The 17,038-nt window shown below is 71.8% G+C and carries 17 protein-coding genes; 10 read left to right on the top strand and 7 right to left on the bottom strand.

Features of this window, described 5'->3' with window-relative positions; translation table 11 throughout:
• Positions 1-17: 17 nt before the first annotated feature.
• Positions 18-995 carry a UDP-glucose 4-epimerase GalE gene (galE, locus tag AB0J76_RS10935; RefSeq protein WP_352323898.1) on the top strand — a complete coding sequence of 326 codons (978 nt, stop codon included), beginning with the start codon at positions 18-20 and terminating at the stop codon, positions 993-995.
• Positions 996-1,080: 85 nt separating this feature from the next.
• On the opposite strand, the gene AB0J76_RS10930 is transcribed toward galE, so the two are convergent.
• The 3 genes from AB0J76_RS10930 to AB0J76_RS10920 are packed head-to-tail and all read right to left on the bottom strand — an operon-like array spanning position 1,081 to position 3,626.
• A complete protein-coding gene (locus AB0J76_RS10930; RefSeq protein WP_352323899.1) occupies positions 1,081-1,968 on the bottom strand; it encodes a hypothetical protein in 888 nt (295 codons plus the stop codon).
• Between the two features lie 50 nt (positions 1,969-2,018).
• Positions 2,019-2,789: a hypothetical protein gene (locus AB0J76_RS10925; protein ID WP_352323900.1), complete on the bottom strand. Its 771-nt coding sequence runs from the start codon at positions 2,787-2,789 to the stop codon at positions 2,019-2,021.
• A gap of 21 nt (positions 2,790-2,810) precedes the next feature.
• Positions 2,811-3,626: a hypothetical protein gene (locus tag AB0J76_RS10920; protein WP_352323901.1), complete on the bottom strand. Its 816-nt coding sequence runs from the start codon at positions 3,624-3,626 to the stop codon at positions 2,811-2,813.
• A gap of 353 nt (positions 3,627-3,979) precedes the next feature.
• Between AB0J76_RS10920 and sucC the strand changes: the two genes are divergently transcribed.
• From sucC to AB0J76_RS10905, 3 genes are all read left to right on the top strand, one after another.
• Entirely contained in the window at positions 3,980-5,161 is a 1,182-nt protein-coding gene (gene sucC, locus AB0J76_RS10915; RefSeq protein ID WP_352323902.1) for an ADP-forming succinate--CoA ligase subunit beta, read from the top strand.
• A 3-nt stretch (positions 5,162-5,164) separates the two neighbouring features.
• Complete coding sequence (gene sucD / locus AB0J76_RS10910) at positions 5,165-6,040, top strand: succinate--CoA ligase subunit alpha (RefSeq protein WP_125644468.1); 876 nt, start codon at positions 5,165-5,167, stop codon at positions 6,038-6,040.
• Positions 6,041-6,232: 192 nt separating this feature from the next.
• Positions 6,233-7,870 carry a DUF6350 family protein gene (locus tag AB0J76_RS10905; protein WP_352323903.1) on the top strand — a complete coding sequence of 546 codons (1,638 nt, stop codon included), beginning with the start codon at positions 6,233-6,235 and terminating at the stop codon, positions 7,868-7,870.
• Here AB0J76_RS10905 and AB0J76_RS10900 read toward each other — a convergent pair.
• Both AB0J76_RS10900 and AB0J76_RS10895 read right to left on the bottom strand, forming a co-directional pair.
• Positions 7,867-8,394, bottom strand: coding sequence for a hypothetical protein (locus AB0J76_RS10900; RefSeq protein WP_352323904.1), 528 nt, complete (start codon positions 8,392-8,394; stop codon positions 7,867-7,869). The two genes, AB0J76_RS10905 and AB0J76_RS10900, sit on opposite strands and share 4 nt — an antisense overlap.
• Positions 8,395-8,427: 33 nt before the next feature.
• Positions 8,428-8,847 (bottom strand): hypothetical protein, encoded by a 420-nt coding sequence (locus AB0J76_RS10895; RefSeq protein ID WP_352323906.1) that lies wholly within the window; start codon positions 8,845-8,847, stop codon positions 8,428-8,430.
• Between the two features lie 76 nt (positions 8,848-8,923).
• Between AB0J76_RS10895 and purN the strand changes: the two genes are divergently transcribed.
• The 3 genes from purN to AB0J76_RS10880 all read left to right on the top strand — a co-directional run bounded on the left by purN (position 8,924) and on the right by AB0J76_RS10880 (position 11,399).
• Positions 8,924-9,553: a phosphoribosylglycinamide formyltransferase gene (purN, locus tag AB0J76_RS10890; RefSeq protein WP_352323907.1), complete on the top strand. Its 630-nt coding sequence runs from the start codon at positions 8,924-8,926 to the stop codon at positions 9,551-9,553.
• A complete protein-coding gene (gene purH / locus AB0J76_RS10885) occupies positions 9,550-11,094 on the top strand; it encodes a bifunctional phosphoribosylaminoimidazolecarboxamide formyltransferase/IMP cyclohydrolase (RefSeq protein ID WP_352323909.1) in 1,545 nt (514 codons plus the stop codon). Before purN ends, purH begins: the two co-directional genes overlap by 4 nt.
• A 128-nt stretch (positions 11,095-11,222) precedes the next feature.
• The gene (locus AB0J76_RS10880) at positions 11,223-11,399 is read left to right on the top strand and encodes a hypothetical protein (protein WP_352323910.1); all 177 of its coding nucleotides are present in this window, start codon (positions 11,223-11,225) and stop codon (positions 11,397-11,399) included.
• An 8-nt stretch (positions 11,400-11,407) separates the two neighbouring features.
• Here the strand turns inward: AB0J76_RS10880 and AB0J76_RS10875 are convergent, their stop codons facing one another.
• The gene (locus tag AB0J76_RS10875; RefSeq protein ID WP_364389298.1) at positions 11,408-12,904 is read right to left on the bottom strand and encodes an FAD-dependent oxidoreductase; all 1,497 of its coding nucleotides are present in this window, start codon (positions 12,902-12,904) and stop codon (positions 11,408-11,410) included.
• Positions 12,905-13,251: 347 nt separating this feature from the next.
• Here AB0J76_RS10875 and AB0J76_RS10870 point away from each other — a divergent pair, with 347 nt between their 5' ends.
• Complete coding sequence (locus AB0J76_RS10870; RefSeq protein ID WP_352329172.1) at positions 13,252-13,737, top strand: MarR family transcriptional regulator; 486 nt, start codon at positions 13,252-13,254, stop codon at positions 13,735-13,737.
• Positions 13,738-13,791: 54 nt separating this feature from the next.
• Here AB0J76_RS10870 and AB0J76_RS10865 read toward each other — a convergent pair whose 3' ends face one another.
• Positions 13,792-14,691: an ROK family protein gene (locus AB0J76_RS10865; protein WP_352329174.1), complete on the bottom strand. Its 900-nt coding sequence runs from the start codon at positions 14,689-14,691 to the stop codon at positions 13,792-13,794.
• A gap of 271 nt (positions 14,692-14,962) precedes the next feature.
• On the opposite strand from AB0J76_RS10865, the gene AB0J76_RS10860 reads away from it, so the two are divergent.
• Together AB0J76_RS10860 and AB0J76_RS10855 are read left to right on the top strand one after the other, a co-directional pair.
• Positions 14,963-15,808: a bifunctional methylenetetrahydrofolate dehydrogenase/methenyltetrahydrofolate cyclohydrolase gene (locus AB0J76_RS10860; protein WP_352329176.1), complete on the top strand. Its 846-nt coding sequence runs from the start codon at positions 14,963-14,965 to the stop codon at positions 15,806-15,808.
• 76 nt (positions 15,809-15,884) lie between these two features.
• On the top strand, positions 15,885-17,036 hold the full coding sequence (locus AB0J76_RS10855; RefSeq protein WP_352329178.1) for a C45 family peptidase: 1,152 nt from the start codon (positions 15,885-15,887) through the stop codon (positions 17,034-17,036).
• Positions 17,037-17,038 lie beyond the last annotated feature (2 nt).

Raw genomic sequence — 17,038 nt, 5'->3', positions numbered from 1 at the left:
CCCGTAGGGTTCGGGGCATGCGCGTATTGATTACCGGTGGGGCGGGCTACATCGGCAGCACGATCGGGTCGGCGTGCCTCGACGCCGGCATCGAGCCCGTGATCCTCGACAGCCTCGTGACGGGCCGCAGGGAGTTCGCCGAGGGACGGGTCTTCTACGAGGGCGACATCGACGACGGCGCCCTCGTCGACAAGATCTTCGCCGAGCACCCCGACATCGAGGCCGTCGTCCACTGCGCGGCCCTGATCGTCGTGCCCGACTCCGTCGCGGACCCGGTCGGCTACTACCGCGCGAACGTCGCCAAGAGCCTGGAGCTCACCGACCACCTGCTGCGCAACGGCTGCGAGCGGATGATCTTCAGCTCGTCCGCGTCGATCTACCAGGCCGGCGCGGACCACACCGTGGACGAGAGCTCGCCGCTCGCCCCGCAGAGCCCGTACGCGCGGACCAAGGCGGTCTGCGAGGCCATGTTCGCCGACATCGCCGCCACCCGCCCGATCCGCATCCTGTCGCTGCGCTACTTCAACCCGATCGGCGCCGACCCGGCCATGCGCACGGGCCTGCAACTGCGCCGTCCCAGCCACGCCCTGGGCAAGATGATCGAGGCGTACGAGGACGGCGTGCCGTTCGCGATCACCGGCACCGACTACCCGACGAGCGACGGCACGGGCATCCGCGACTACGTCCACGTCTGGGACCTGGCCGCCGCGCACGTGGCGGCGCTGCGCCGGTTCGACTCCCTGGACGCCGACGTGATCAACCTCGGCACCGGCGCCGGCACGACGGTCCGCGAGCTGGCCGAGGCGTTCAACCGGGTCGTCGACCGGCCGATCGACGTGGTCGAGGCGCCCGCCCGGCCCGGCGACGTGGCGGGGGCGTACACGCGCAGCGACCGGGCGCGGCGGCTGCTCGGCTGGGAGACCAGGTTCACCGTCGAGGAGGGCATCAGGCACTCGCTGGAGTGGGCCGCCCTGCGCGACTCCCGCCTGGCCTGACCTGGCCTGACCCGCGCGCCCGCCGGGCGCCGCGCCCCTCCCGCCAAGCGGCGACGGGAGAGGCGCGGGCCTCGGCGGCGGGGTGCTACTTGGCGACGCTGACGCCGAACGGCAGGTCGAGGGAGGAGATGTCGTCCTTGCCGTTCTCGAACTCGCTGGAGACGTCGTCACCCGTCGGAGCCTTGATCGACACGGCGTCGCCCCAGCCGGTGAACCGGGTGTCGACCCGCACGCCGCCGTCCTTCGCGGAGCCCGAGCCGGTGATCGCGGTCTGCGGGAACGTGGCCACCAGGCGCACCGGCAGGCCGGCCGCGTTCACGGTGAGCTTCCAGCTGATGACGCTCTTCAGCTGCTTGGCCTTGGGGCTCGGGTCGATCGCGCTCGACCGGTACCAGGGCGAGATCTTCCGCAGGTCGCGGACGGTGATCTTGCCGGCGTAGCCGCCGCTCACCGGCTTGGCGGTCTTGAGCAGGGTCTTGAGCGTGGCCTGCTCGGCGACGTTCACCGGCTGGCCGAACGTGCCGGTGAGGCCGCCCGTCGGGCCGTGCGGGGCCTTGAACCAGGTCTCGCCCTCGGGCAGGACCTTGCTCCACATGCCGCCGGACAGGTACGACGTGGTGCCGATCCGGATCGTGCGCTCGGGCGTGGCCAGGGCCTTGAGCGTCTCCGGCGCGTCCTCGCCCAGGTCGGACAGGTTGATGGCGAACTTGGCGGTGATGTCCGAGGCGGCGAGGCCCGACTTGCTGAACTGGAAGGTTCCCGTGCGCCGGATGAAGACCTCGCTGCGCACACCGTCGCTGACGCTGATGCGCTCGCTGAACTTCACTCCCTTGCCGGGGACGAGCTGCTTCTTCACGGCGGTCACGGGGTTCTTGGGCGCGGCCGCCTGGGCCGGAGCCGCCAGCAGCGCGGGGGTGGCGGCCACCAGGGCGGCGGCCGTCGCCAGCGCGACGCCGGTGAGGGTTCGCTTCATGTGCGGTTGTGTCCTTGGTTCGAGGGGGATTGTGGCGACAGCTCGGCGGCTCAGTCGAACAGGCCGAGCGAGCTGGTGGAACCGTCGGGGATGTCCTGGCGGAGCTTCTCGGCTCTGGCCCGCTTCTCGGCCATCAGGTCCTTGTAGGTGATGACCTCGTCCACCGGAGGCGCCTTGACGCTGACCTTCGCGCCCCAGCCCGAGAGCCGGGTCTCGACGACGATCCGCGAGCCCGGCGCGAGGTTCTGGCCGGTGACGACGCGGTCGGGCAACGCCTGGGCGTTCAGGCCCAGGCGGTAGCGGAAGCCTTCGTACGCGCCGGCCCCGCGCGCCTGCGCGAGGGTCAGCGCGCCCTGGCGGAGGCCGTCCTCGGGGGCGGCGGCATGCGAGAGCAGGGCCTTGACCGTCTTGGGCGCCAGCACGTCGACCGGCTGGGCCGAGGTGATCACCTTGCCCTTGAGGTGCTCCATGAGCACCCACGTCCGGCCCATGGGCATGTCGTCGGCCAGGCCGGCCGCCTGCACGTAGACCTTGCCGCCGACGCTGATCCAGCGTTGCCGGCTGTCGTCCTCGCCGATCGTCCTGAACACGACGTCGGCCGCGACGGGCCCGGACGCGCCGAACTGCACGGAGCCGGCCATGCGGGTGACCTCGTCGTCGCGCGGGCGCTTCGACTCGGTCCGCGCGGTCTCGGAGATCGTCACCCCGTGGCCCGGGGCGAACTGCCGCTTCAGGGCGGCGACCGGGTCCGTGGCCGCCTGTGCGGGGACGGCCGGGATGAGTGCCGCGGCCGTCACCGCGGCCGCGAGCATTCGCTTCATGAGGGGTCCTTAGGAGGGGGGCTACCTGACGTTGCCCAGGGAGTTGAGTGAGCCGTCCGGGATGTTCTGCGGGATCGTGCTGTCGTCGCCGAGGTCGGCGACGTCGGTCACCTGGTCGGCCGGCGGGGCCTTGACCTTGACCTTGACGCCCCAGCCGGTGAAGCGGGTCTCGGTCGTGCTGTGGCTGGTGCCGAGGATGCCGTAGTCGAGGGTCCAGTCGCTGACGACCCTGGTGACCAGGCCCTTGGAGTCCACGGCGAGCAGGTACGAGACCTTGACCTTGGCGACCTTCTTGTTGACGCTCTGGCCGTAGATCTTGCCCAGTTCCTTCACCGTGACCGAGCCGCGGTAGATGCCGCCCTTGGTGCTCGCGGCGTGGGAGACGAGGGCCTTCAGCACCTTGGGCTCGAAGACGTCCAGCATCTGGTTGGAGGTGCTGATCCGCATGCCGGTGTCGGGGTAGCGGACCCACTTCCTGCCCTCGGGCAGGCCCTCGCTGTAAAGGCCGCCCTGCGCATATACGTGCTTGCCCACGGTGATGACCCGGGCCGGCATGAGCGACGCGAACACGTCGGCGTTCTTGCCGATGCCGTGATTACGTACGTCCGAGGCGACGATTCCGGACCTGCCGAACTCCAGAACGCCGGACGTCTTCGTGGCGCCGGTGCTCTTGCCGTCCATCGAGGAGCGGGACGTCTCGGTGAACCGTACGCCGTGCCCGGCGACGTACTGCTTCTTCAGCGCCTTCGCCGGGTCCGCGGGCGCGGCCTGGGCCGGGGTCGCGGTCACGAGCGCCGCCGCGGAGGCCAGGGCCAGGCCCGCGATAATTCGCTTCATCCGATTCCTTCAGATCAAGAATGAGGGGAGCAGGAATCCTGCCAATTGAAGATCACGACCATATATCGACAGACACCGCATAAGGCGGCAAATTGGTGCACTTTCGGTGCAGGGAGGGACATGGTGAAGTGAGATCACCGTCACATAGCGGAAGAACCGTGCCCCGATGACCTGTGCAGGTCAAGCTTGGGGCTAGGCTTCACTGGCGGAAACGCCCGGCACGCACCCCTGAGCGTAGGAGCTCGCCGTGAGAGAGCGAGGCACGAAGCCGACACGAGCGGCGAGCGGACGCGACCGTCAGCGCAGTTGCCCGGGCCGTCGAACATCAGTCGGATAAGCAAGGACGGACCCTCGTGGACCTGTTCGAACATCAGGCGAAGGAGCTCTTCGCTGACTACGGCATCCCGGTGCCACGCGGCATCGTCGCCAACACCGTGGAGGAGGTGCGGGCGGCGGCTGAGGAGCTGACCGGCCGCGTTGTCGTCAAGGCCCAGGTCAAGACCGGCGGTCGGGGCAAGGCCGGCGGCGTGAAGGTGGCCGACGACGCCGCCGACGCCGTCGAGAAGGCCACCGCCATCCTCGGCATGGACATCAAGGGCCACACGGTCCACAAGGTGCTCGTGGAGGAGGCCAGCGCGATCGCGGAGGAGTACTACTTCTCCTTCCTGCTCGACCGCGCCAACCGCACCTTCCTCGCGATCTGCTCCGCCGCCGGCGGCATGGACATCGAAGAGGTCGCCCACAGCACGCCGGAGAAGGTCGCCAAGGTGCCGGTCTCGGCCCTCGACGGCATCGACCGCGCCAAGGCCCGCGAGATCGCGGTGGCCGGCGGGCTGCCCGAGAAGTCGCTCGACGGCGCCGCCGAGCTCATCGAGAAGCTGTGGCACTGCTTCGTCGACGAGGACGCCACGCTGGTCGAGGTCAACCCGATGATCCTGTCGGCCGACGGCCAGGTGAAGGCCCTCGACGGCAAGGTCACCCTCGACGAGAACGCCGGCTTCCGCCAGGCCGACCACGAGGCGCTGGCCGACAAGGCCGCCGAGGACCCTCTGGAGGCCAAGGCCAAGGAGAAGGACCTCAACTACGTCAAGCTCGACGGCAACGTCGGCATCATCGGCAACGGCGCCGGCCTGGTCATGTCCACCCTCGACGTGGTGGCCTACGCGGGCGAGGCGTTCCCCGGCAAGCCGTCCCCGGCGAACTTCCTCGACATCGGCGGCGGCGCCTCGGCCGAGGTCATGGCCGCGGGCCTGGAGATCATCCTCTCCGACCCGAGCGTCAAGTCGATCTTCGTGAACGTCTTCGGCGGCATCACCGCCTGCGACGCCGTGGCCAACGGCATCGTCTCGGCGTTCAAGCTGCTGGAGAGCCGCGGCGAGGCCGTGACGCACCCGCTGGTGGTCCGCCTCGACGGCAACAACGCCCAGCTCGGGCGGCAGATCCTGGCCGACGCCGCGCTCCCGCGGGTCGAGCTGGTTGACACGATGGACGACGCGGCCAAGCGGGCCGCCGAGCTCGCTGCGGTAGGTGCGTGAGTCATGGCTATCTGGCTGACCGAGAACAGCAAGATCATTGTTCAGGGCATGACCGGCGGTGAGGGCACCAAGCACACCCGCCGCATGCTCGCCTCCGGCGCGAAGGTCGTCGGCGGCGTCAACGCCCGCAAGGCGGGCATCACGCACGAGGGCCTGCCCGTCTTCGGCACGGTGAAGGAGGCCATGGAGCAGACCGGCGCCGACGTGTCGGTCGTCTTCGTGCCGCCGGCCCACACCAAGGCCGCCGTCAAGGAGGCCGTCGACGCCGAGATCCCGCTCTGCGTCGTGATCACCGAGGGCATCCCGGTCCACGACTCGACCGAGTTCTGGGCGTACGCGGTGGCCAAGGGCAACAAGACCCGCATCATCGGGCCCAACTGCCCCGGCATCGCCTCGCCCGGCGCGTCCAACGCCGGCATCATCCCCGCCGACATCACCACCGCCGGCCGCATCGGCCTGGTCTCGAAGTCCGGCACGCTGACCTACCAGCTCATGTACGAGCTGCGCGACTTCGGTTTCTCCACCGCGGTCGGCATCGGCGGCGACCCGGTCATCGGCACCACGCACATCGACGCGCTCCAGGCCTTCCAGGACGACCCCGACACCGACGCGATCGTGATGATCGGTGAGATCGGCGGCGACGCCGAGGAGCGGGCCGCGGCCTACATCGAGCAGCACGTCACCAAGCCGGTCGTGGCCTACGTCGCGGGCTTCACCGCCCCCGAGGGCAAGACGATGGGCCACGCCGGCGCCATCGTCTCCGGCTCGGCCGGCACCGCCCAGGCCAAGAAGGAGGCCCTGGAGAAGGTCGGCGTCCGCGTCGGCAAGACCCCCTCCGAGACGGCCCGCCTGATGCGCGAGATCATGCAGTCCCGCTAGTCACGCATGGAAAAGCCCCGTCTGGCCGCCGCCATGCGGGGCTTTTCCATGTCCCGGAGGCCGCCGGGGCGGTGCGTAAAGGGCGGGGAAAGGGGGCGAGGCGCGTTCGCGGGGGTCTCACGGGCGACAAAGTGGACCCTCTGCGGCGCGTCAACCAAGCGATGGTTGGGAAAGATTGAGAAAATCGCATCTGTGACGGCCATTCTCGACCAGTTGCGTACCGCCCCCAAGTCGGTGCTCGGCAAGCTCCCCGGGGTCTCGACCGACGACGACGAGTCGAGGCGGCCGCTACCCGTGTCGGGCATGCTCGCCGCCGCCTGCACGCTCGGCGTCGGCCTGGCCGTGCTCACCACGCTCACCCTCGTCGGCTGGATCGCCGCGCCGCGCGGCACGCTCGGCGCTGGCCTGCCCGGCGTGTTCCGCGCGGCGGCGCAGCTCTGGCTGGCCGCGCACCACGCGGGGTTCGCGATGCCCGGCGGCCGGGTCGGGCTGCTGCCCCTCGGGCTGATGGTGCTGCCCGCCTTCCTGCTCTACCGCGCCGGCCGCTGGATGGCCCGCGACGCCGACCTGCGGCTGCGCCTGCCCGCCCGGCTGCCCAAGAACAGCCCGCGTGAGCAGGCCAACGCCCGCCGCCGCGCGCAGCTCGTGCTGGTCGGCCAGGCGGGCGTCTCGCTGGCGGCGCCGTACGCGCTGCTGGCCGGGCTGATCGCGCTGGTGGCGCGCAACGAGATCACCCAGCCGTTCATCGGCGAGGCGCTGCTCAGCCACTTCGTGCTGGCCTTCCTGGCGGGCTCGCTGGCCACCGCGCGCATGATCGGCCCGTGGCGGATCATGCTCAAGCTGCTGCCCGAGCGGCTGCGGGCCGTCACGGTCGGCACGGCGGTCGCCACCACGGCGCTGCTGGTCTGCGGGCTGGGGCTGGTGCTGGTCGCGGTCGTGCTGAACTTCGGCCAGGTCAGGGAGCTGTCGAACGTGCTCGCGCCGGGCTTCGTCGGCGGCGTGCTGCTGTTGCTGCTCCAGCTCCTCTACCTGCTCAACGCCGTGATCTGGGCCTCCTCCTACATCGCCGGCCCCGGCTTCGCCATCGGCGCGGACACGCTGGTCGCCCCGACCGGCGTCGAGCTCGGCACGGTGCCGAGCCTGCCGTTGCTGGGCGCGCTGCCCGAGAGCGGGCCCGTGCCCGCGTGGATGATGGCGGTGATCGCGCTGCCGTTCGCGGCGGGCGCGGTGGCGGGCGTGTTCGTGGCCCGCATCTCGCCCTCGCATTCGTACGAGGCCGCCCCCCTGTGGGGCTTCCTGACCGGCGTCTGCACCGGCCTGGTCGCCGGCCTGCTGGCCGCGCTGTCCGGCGGGCCCATCGGCGGCGGCCGGCTGTCGGCGATCGGCCCGTCCCCCTGGGAGGTGGCCCTGTCGGTGGCCCTGGAGGTGGGAGTGGCGGCCGGCATCTCGGCGGGCGTGGCCAACCTGCTGCTGCTCAACAAGAAGGCCCGCGCGCCGCTCGACAAGGCCGCCGCGCCGGTCCGCAAGGCGGGGGCGGCCATCGCCAAGGCGGCCAGCAAGGTGGGCCTGGCCGAGTCCGACCCGCGCCCGCTGCCCGGCCACTGGATGGACGCCACCGAAGCCGACACCCAGGAGATCCCGGTCATCAGGGACGACTGGCAGGACGAGCACGCCTCCGCCGAGGCCGAGACCCTGGCCCAGGCCCGCCCGCGCCCGGCCGAGCCCTCAGCCGGCCCGGCCCGCCCGCCGCGCAAGGACATCGTGGACGAGTCCGACGACCGCGGCGGTCACGTCATCTACGTCGACCCCTACGCCTGGGACCGCGACTAGCCGGGGCCGGCGGGCCGCGCCGGGACGCCGCCCACCGCGGCGAGCACGGACCTCGTCGCCTGCTCGCCCTGGCCCACCCAGTGCGGGTCGAGCCTGGCGCCCTGCTCGATCGACCAGTACCACGACACCTCGGCCAGCAGCGCGCCGCAGGCCGCGACCACCGTCGCCGTCGTCCCCACGTCGCCGTTGTCCGAGCTGCCCGGCTCGGTGACCAGCACCTCCACCGCGCGCCATCCGGGCTCCGCGAGATCGAGGACCGTGCTGCCCGTCACGACGCCCTCCGGCTGTCGCCCGCACTGGCCGGCTGCCCGCGTCGAGGCGTCCAGCAGCACGCCGGCCCGGTCCGGCGAGGTCACCCAGAACCTGACGGACGGCGACGCAGGAAGCTCGGCGACCCGCAGTCCGGCCGCGTACGCGGGCACGCCGCGCGGCGGCAGCCGCGCCTTCGTCCCGGCCTCCGTCCGGCACGGCGCCAGCAGCAGGAGGGCTGCCGCCGCCGGTCCGAGCCGCCTGAGACGATTCATGCCGGTGGGACGTGCGGGCCACGGGCCCTGTGTCTAGGACTGCATCGCCCCGAGCAGCTGGAGGACGTCGGGCGGCAGCTTGCGCTGCGCGGCGTCCCTGAACTGGGTGAAGCACTCGCCCTGGGCCGAGACCGTGCCCGCGCCCTTCATGCACTCCTGGTAGGCGGAGTATTCGTCCATCAGGTAGAGCTGCATCCCCGTGGCCATGGCCGACAGGGCCAGCGCGATGGAGGAGATGGTGATGCCGCCGACGGCCGTGCCGGTGGGCTTGTGGGCGCTGCGCAGCCGCGGCAGCGCGCGGATGCCCGACATGAGCGCGAACAGGGCCATGACCAGGCCGGCGAGCGGCAGCATGAACGTCATGGCCAGCGCCGCGATGGACAACCAGATCGCACGGCGACCCGCTGAATCGGCGGGCTGCTGACCCGCCGGTGCCTGCACCGGTGTCGACACCTGACCTCCTCTGCGTCGCCGGGCGAGGAACAGATACCCTGTCAGCCCCACCCTGTTTCCATTCTTTGGAGTGTGCGTGTCAAAGGCTGGGCGGCTCGTCGTCCTCGTCTCCGGCTCTGGAACCAACCTACAGGCCCTGCTGGACGCTTCCGCCGACCCGTCGTACGGTGCGCGCGTGGTGGCGGTGGGCGCGGATCGGGACGGCATAGAGGGCCTGGCCAGGGCCACCAGGGCAAACGTCCCGACATTTGTTGAAAAACTGAGCGATCATGCGACTCGGGCGGACTGGGATGCCGCCCTCGCCGACAGGATCGCATCGTACGAGCCCGACCTGGTGGTGTCGGCGGGCTTCATGAAGATTTTGGGTGCGCCCACGCTCGACGCGTTCCCCGTGCTCAACACCCATCCGGCGCTGCTGCCGTCCTTCCCCGGCGCCCACGGCGTGCGCGACGCGCTGGCCCACGGGGTGAAGGTGACCGGCTGCACCGTGATGCTGGCCGACGCGGGGATCGACACGGGGCCGATCGTCGCCCAGGAGGCGGTGCCCGTGCTGCCGGACGACGACGAGCCGGTCCTGCACGAGCGCATCAAGACCGTCGAGCGCCGCCTGCTCGTCGACATCGTCGGCCGGATGGCCCGCGAGGGCTGGACGGTCAGCGGACGCACCGTCCGCATCGGCAACCAATCAGGAGGGGAAAGCACGTGACTCGCATCGCCATCCGGCGCGCGCTGATCGCTGTCTACGACAAGTCCGGGCTCGAAGAGCTGGCCAGGGCACTCGACGGCGCCGGCGTGGAGATCGTGTCGACAGGCGGCACGGCCGCCGCGATCGCGTCCCACGGGATCCCGGTGACCAAGGTGGAGCAGCTCACCGGCTTCCCCGAGTGCCTCGACGGCCGGGTCAAGACGCTGCACCCGCGCGTGCACGCCGGCCTGCTGGCCGACCTCACCAAGCCCAGCCACGTGGCCCAGCTCGACGAGCTGGAGATCGACCCGTTCCAGCTCGTGGTGGTCAACCTCTACCCGTTCCAGCAGACGGTGGCCTCCGGCGCCTCCGACGAGGAGTGCGTCGAGCAGATCGACATCGGCGGGCCCGCGATGATCAGGGGCGCCGCCAAGAACCACGCCACCTGCGCGGTCGTGGTCGACCCCGCCGCCTACGGCGACGTGCTCACCGCGCTGGAGGAGGGCGGGTTCACGCTGCACGAGCGCCGCCGCCTGGCCGGTGTCGCCTACGCCCACACCGCCGCCTACGACGTCGCCGTGGCCAACTGGTTCGCCGGGCCGTACGCGGGCGGGGAGGAGGAGTTCCCCGAGTTCACCGGCGTCGCGTACGAGCGCAAGGCGACCCTGCGCTACGGCGAGAACCCGCACCAGCGCGCCGCCCTCTACACCGCCGGCTCCGGCGGCCTGGCCAACGCCGAGCAGCTGCACGGCAAGGAGATGTCCTACAACAACTACCTCGACTCCGACGCGGCCTGGCGGGCGGCCTGGGACTTCGCCGAGCCCTGCGTGGCCGTCATCAAGCACCAGAACCCGTGCGGCATCGCCGTCGGCGCCGACGTGGCCGAGGCACACCGCAAGGCCCACGCCTGCGACCCCGTCTCGGCCTACGGCGGCGTGATCGCGGTCAACCGCGAGGTCACCGTCGAGCTGGCCCGGCAGATCGCCGACGTGTTCACCGAGGTCGTCGTGGCCCCCGGCTTCAGCGCGGAGGCGCTGGAGGTGTTGCGGGCCAAGAAGAGCCTGCGCCTGCTGCGCTGCCCGGAGGGGCCGTCCCAGCCGCTGGAGTTCCGCCGCGTCGACGGCGGCCTGCTGCTGCAGGCGGTCGACCGGATCGACGCCGCCGGCGACGACCCGTCGGCGTGGGAGCTCAAGACCGGCGCGGCCGCCTCGCCCGAGCTGCTGGCCGACCTGGCCTTCGCCTGGCGCGCCTCGCGCTCGGTGAAGTCGAACGCGATCCTGCTGGCCGCCGGCGGCGCCACGGTGGGCGTGGGCATGGGCCAGGTCAACCGGGTCGACTCCTGCCGCCTCGCGGTGAGCCGGGCGGGGGAGCGGGCGGCCGGCTCGGTCGCCGCCTCCGATGCGTTCTTCCCGTTCCCCGACGGGCCGCAGGTGCTGATCGAGGCCGGGGTCAAGGCGATCGTGGAGCCGGGCGGCTCGATCCGGGACCAGGAGGTGATCGACGCCTGTGAGCAGGCGGGCGTCACCCTCTACTTCACCGGCACCCGCCACTTCTTCCACTGATCACCGGTTCATCGGATAAAGGGCAACAAGAGATCACTTGTTGCCTTTTATCCGTTTTGGCGGCGAGCATCGGCACTCCCCGGTTACCCTGATTGCCGCCCTGCTGTGCTGATTCCCCCGGAGTTTCCATGCTCGACGCGACCCTGCATGCCTTCGTGACCATGAACGGCTTCTCGACCAGCCCGTTCGTCCTGCTGGTCCTCGCCTTCATCGGTGCCTACCTCGGCAGCCGGGTCGTCGAGCTCATCCCGTACACCCGCCGGATCATCGAGCGCCGCGAGGCCCGCTTCGCCGAGCGCGACTAGGCGCCGCGTCACCGCACGGGACGGACGCCGACGCCGTCGAGGTAGGTCTCGATCGTGCCGAGTTCGGCGGTGCCGGCCACGGCCGCGACGTATCCGTCCGGCCGGATGAGCGCCCACTGCCCGGGCGCCAGCCCGTACGCGCTCCGGACGTGGCCCCCGGTGTCGAGGATGTCGTCGCCGACGACGTGGACGCGCAGGCCCCTGCGCGGAGCCGGGACCGCGGCGGCGCCGGGCTCGTAGCCGAGCAGGGTCCAGTGCGGTCCCTGGAACAGGCTGAACAACCGCGTGGGCAGCCCGCCCGCGCCGGTGACGGGAGCGTCGGGCGCGCGGTCGCCGGACGCCACGCCCTTGCCGGGCTCCAGGCCGGCCGGCGACAGGGACGAGTCCGGGTAGCCGACGTCGAGCTGGGTCACCTCGCGGCCCCGGCGCATCTCGCGGTTCCTGGCCGCTTCCAGCAGCTTCTCGGACAGGCCGAGGACCGCCTCGGCGACCGGCCGGCGCTCCTCCTCGTAGGTCGCCAGCAGTGACTCCGGTGCGCCGTCGAGCACGGCGGCGAGCTTCCAGCCGAGGTTGTAGGCATCCTGGATGCTCGTGTTCAGGCCCTGACCGCCGGTCGGCGGATGGCAGTGCGCGGCGTCCCCGGCCAGGAGCACGCGCCCACACCGGTAGGCGTCGGCCAGCCGGGCCTGCATCGTGAACACCGACGCCCAGGACACCTCCCGGATCACGACGCCGTCCTGGCCGCCGCGCTCGTGGAGCAGGGCGGTGAGCCCTTCGGCCGAGAGGTCGACGTCCATGTCGAGGGGGACCGGGGCCATGTACTGGAACAGGTCGGTGCCGTGCAGCGGGCACAGCGAGACGCTGCGCTCGGGCTGCTCGTCGCCCCAGCGGTGCCACACGCGCGAGGAGGCGCCGTCGGCCCGCACGTCGGCCACGAGCGCCCGTACGCCGAGGGACTTCCCGCGGAACTCGATGCCGAGGGCCTTGCGGACGAAGCTCGATCCGCCGTCGGCGCCGACCAGGTAGGCGGCTCGCACGGTCCGCTCCCCGCCCGGGGTGGCGATCCGCGCGGTCACGCCGTCGGGGTCCTGCTCGAAGCCGACGAGTTCGCAGCCGTACTCCGGGGCGTGGCCGAGTTCGGCCAGCCGCTCCCGCAGCCTGCGCTCGGTGAGGAACTGCGGAACGAGCAGCGGGATCTGGTACGGCTCGGCGGGCGTCGGCTCCGGCGGGATCCCGGCGTGCTTGTCGACCGGTCCGTCGGGGGTGTAGGTGCGCAGGGGAGGATACTCGCCCCCCGAGGCGACGATCCGGTCGATCACGGCGAGGTCCTCGAACACCTCCTCGGTGCGCGGCTGGATGCCCTTGCCGCGCGAGCCGGCGAACGGGTGCGGGGCCTTGTCGATCAACCGGAACGCGATGTTCCTGCGGGCGAGATCGATGGCGAGGGTCAATCCCGCCGCGCCGGAACCACAGACGAGCACCTCAAGGTCTTCGTTGCGTGCCACGGTTCACTCTCCGTCGGTGACGGTCGGCCGGGCAGGGGGTCCCGCCCGATCCGAAATTATGTGTATTTAGCACGGAGTATGTGCCGTGGATGGAGTGGCCGTCAAGCCGCCCCTGGTGCCTTGGAGCCTTCGCGAGCACCGTTATAGGCGAGCTGAGCTGGGCTTGTATGGCGCTGTCGCATGGTCCAGGTGTCGCTGTCCCGGCACCGGAAATTATGTGTATTCTGAGCACATCTCTGCATCCTCGCCGTGCGAAGGAGGCGTCTTCGCGGGCCTGCCGGAGGGGGCCGGTATCCTTGGCACCTCCCCGTCCGTCCGCAAGGGCAGGTAAGGCATCGGTGGCGAGCATGGCTTCCCAACACCGCCGGCACATCACGTTCCGGCGCCTGCACGAATCGCTCGTCGACCTGTTCGCGCTCATGAACCTGCCGCAACGCGACGAGGTCCTCATGGCCGAGGCGGGCATCGATCTCGACCGCGCGTTGTTCAAGCTGATCGTCGGAATCCGGCGGTTCGGGCCGATCGGCGTGGTCGAACTCGCCGAACGGGCAGGCCGCGACCACACCACCGTCAGCCGGCAGGTGGCCAAACTCGCCGAGCTCGGCCTGGTCGAGCGGCGTGCGAACCCGGCGGACCGGCGGGTCAAGGAAGCCGTGATCACCAGTGCGGGCCGTCGCGTCACGGACGCGCTCGACGAGGCCCGGCAGCGGCTCGTGGACTCCGCGTTCGCCGAATGGAGCGACCGGGACCTCGTTCAGTTCGAGCAACTGATGCGCAGGTGCGTGGACGACATGCTCGCCATGTCCGCGGCCGAGAAGGAAGAGAGCGGCTAGGGCGTCGAAGTCCGGAGGCCGTCCGGGAGGCCGCCGCCGAGGCCGCCCGGACCGCTAGCCGGACAGGCGCCAGGCCAGCCGTGCGGCCCCCGCCAGGCCCGCGCGCACGCCCAGCGTGGTCGGCCGCACCCGGACCGCCCGGACGAACGCCAGCCCCGCCACGTCGTCGAGCGCCCGCTCCAGCGGGCCGAACAACACCGCGCCGGCCGCCGACACGCCGCCGCCGATGACCACGGTGTCGAGCTCGACCGCGGCCGCCGTGGAGGCGATCAGACCGGCCAGCGCACGGGCGCCGCGCTCGAAGGCCGCCAGCGCCACCGGATGCCCGGCGGACGCGTCGGCGGCCAGCGCCCTGGCGTCGCGGTCGCCCGCGGGCGCCCAGCCGTGCTCCAGGGCCCAGCGGGCCAGGTTGGGGCCGCTGGAGTAGCGCTCGACGCAGCCCCGGCCGCCGCACTCGCAGCGCTCGCCGCCGGGATCGACGCTCATGTGGCCGACGTGCCCCGCGTTGCCCGCCGGGCCGAGCAGCGGCGCGCCGCCGATCACCAGGCCGCCGCCGATGCCGGTGGACACGACGACGCCGAGCAGCGACGTGCTGCCCTGCCCGGCCCCCAGCCAGTGTTCGCCGAGCGCCATGCACTGGGCGTCGCCGGCCAGCACCACGGGCAGGCCGGTCAGCCGCCGCAGCTCGTCGCGCAGCGGGAAGCCGCGCCAGCTCGGCATGTTCACCGGGCTCACCGTGCCCGTGGTGAGGTCGAGCGGGCCGGCGCAGCCGACGCCGACGGCCTGCGGCGGCGGGCCCCCGCCGGTCACCTCCGCGACCAGGGCCGCCAGCGCGGACATGACGTCGGCGGGCGGCGTGGGCCGCGTGGCCGAGCGCAGCAGGGAGCCGGCCTCGTCGACCAGCGCGGCGGCGAGCTTGGTGCCGCCGATGTCGACGGCGAGTACGCAGGTCATCCGGGTACGCGGTGGCCGGGCCGGCGGAGGCCGCCGAGGCGTGACAGGGGGGAGCGGGCGCGCAAGGGGAACCTCCGGAGAGCATGGTGTCGGCGCCCGACACGGGCATGGTGTCGGCGCCCGACACGATATGCCCTTCCTTGATCGATGACAACGATGTCATCGTTGGCCTGTGGACAACGGACGCCGCCTGCCTCCCATCTGTGGAAAAACTGTGGACGGACGCGCGGCCGGTGACGGGAAGCCGACCAGTCATGGAAGGATTGACGGCATGAGCGCAGTGAAACTCGACGGCAAGGCGACAGCCGCCAGGATCAAGGCAGACCTCGCGACCCGGGTGGCCGCGCTCAAGGACCGCGGCATCACGCCCGGCCTGGGCACCGTCCTGGTGGGCGACGACCCGGGCAGCCAGATCTACGTCGCGGGCAAGCACCGCGACTGCGCCGAGGTCGGCATCGCCTCCATCCGCGTCGACCTCCCGGCCACCGCCACCCAGAAGGACGTCGAGGCGGCCGTCGACGAGCTCAACGCCTCCCCGGCCTGCACCGGCTACATCGTCCAGCTCCCGCTGCCCAAGCAGATCGACACGATGGCGCTGCTGGAGCGCATGGACCCGGCCAAGGACGCCGACGGCCTCCACCCGGTCAACCTCGGCCGCCTCGTCCACATGGTCGACGCGCCCCTGCCCTGCACGCCCCACGGCATCGTGCTGCTGCTCCAGGAGTACGACGTGCCGATCAAGGGCGCCGACGTCGTCGTGGTGGGCCGGGGCATCACCGTCGGCCGCTCGCTCGGCCTGCTGCTGACCCGCCGCAGCGAGAACGCCACGGTGACCCTCTGCCACACCGGCACCCAGGATCTGGCCGCCCACGTGCGCCGGGCCGACATCGTCGTGGCCGCGGCCGGCGTGCCCGAGCTCATCACGCGTGACATGGTCAAGCCCGGCGCGGCGGTCCTCGACGTGGGCGTCTCACGGGTCCACGGCAAGATCGCCGGTGACGTGGCGCCCGACGTCGAGGAGGTCGCCGGTTTCCTCACCCCCAACCCGGGCGGGGTCGGGCCGATGACCCGCGCGCTGCTGCTGTCCAACGTCGTGGAGGCGGCCGAGCGTTCCTGAGTGATCGGGGGATACAGCCCTGATGGGGGGAATGGGAAGAAGAGCCAGCCCTACCCCCATCACGGAAGGCCGATTCATGGACACCCCGCTCATCGCTGTCGAGGGCACCTACGAGGAGATGGGGGCCGAGGTCGGCCACCGCACCGCCGACCTGGTCGCGCGGAGCGTCGAGACCTACCTGCGGCGTTTCCGCGACAAGTCCGGCCTCTCCTCGGCCGACGTGCTGCGCTGGGGCCAGACCTTCCTCGACGTGGCCAGGGCGTACGACCCGAGCATCGCCGCCATGCTGGAGGGGCTGGCGGCGGGCGCGGGGCAGCCGGTCGAGCACATCGCGGCGCTCAACGCCCGTACCGAGCTGCTCGACGGCACCGGCTACCACGACGACGGCTGCACCGCGCTGGCCGTCCTGCCCAAGTACACCCGCGACGGCCACACCCTGCTCGCCCAGAACTGGGACTGGCATCCCGAGCAGGGCGCGGTCACCTTCCTGCTGGCCACCCGCGACACCGAGGGGTTCGCGGTGCTCACGCTGGCCGAGGCGGGCATGCTCGCCAAGTCGGGGCTCAACTCGGCGGGGCTCGGGGTGTGCGCCAACCGCCTGCAGTCCGACCGCGACCAGGCGGGGGCGGGGGTCCCGTACCACTTCCTGCTGCGCGGGGTGCTGCAGTCCGACCGCATGAGCCGGGCCCACCGCAAGGTGCTCGACGTGCCGCGCGTCTCCTCGGGCAACCTGCTCATCGCCGACGCCGGAGGCGAGGCCATCGACCTGGAGGTGGCTCCGGGCGCGTTCGGCGCGCTGCTGCCGCGCGACGGCCTGCTCACCCACGCCAACCACTTCGAGGCCGAGCTGCCGGTGGAGGACATGAAGGCGGCCAGGTCCGGCCTGACCCTGCTGCGCCCAGAACGCGTGCGCCACCTGCTGGAGGACACCGCCGCCGAGCGCGCGGTCGGCCTCGAACACGTCGTCGCCGCCCTGCGCGACCACTACTCCTTCCCCGACGGCGTCTGCCGCCACCTCGACCCCGACGCCGGCCCGGCCGAGGAGTGCCACACGGTCTACTCCGTCGTCATGGACCTCGACGCCCGCGAGCTGGCCATCGCCGGCGCGCCGCCGTGCGCCCGCCCGTACGAGCGGTGGGCCCTCGACGAGGTCTTCAAGCCGGACGCCACCCCCGAGCTCTGCTTCGACCCCGCGGCCGACGACGGTCGCCGCCCCCCGGCCTGGTGACG

Origin of the sequence: Nonomuraea sp. NPDC049624 (assembly GCF_040675255.1) — a bacterium.
In the GTDB taxonomy this organism is placed as follows: domain Bacteria; phylum Actinomycetota; class Actinomycetes; order Streptosporangiales; family Streptosporangiaceae; genus Nonomuraea.
This window is presented reverse-complemented; position numbering and strand designations above follow the sequence as displayed.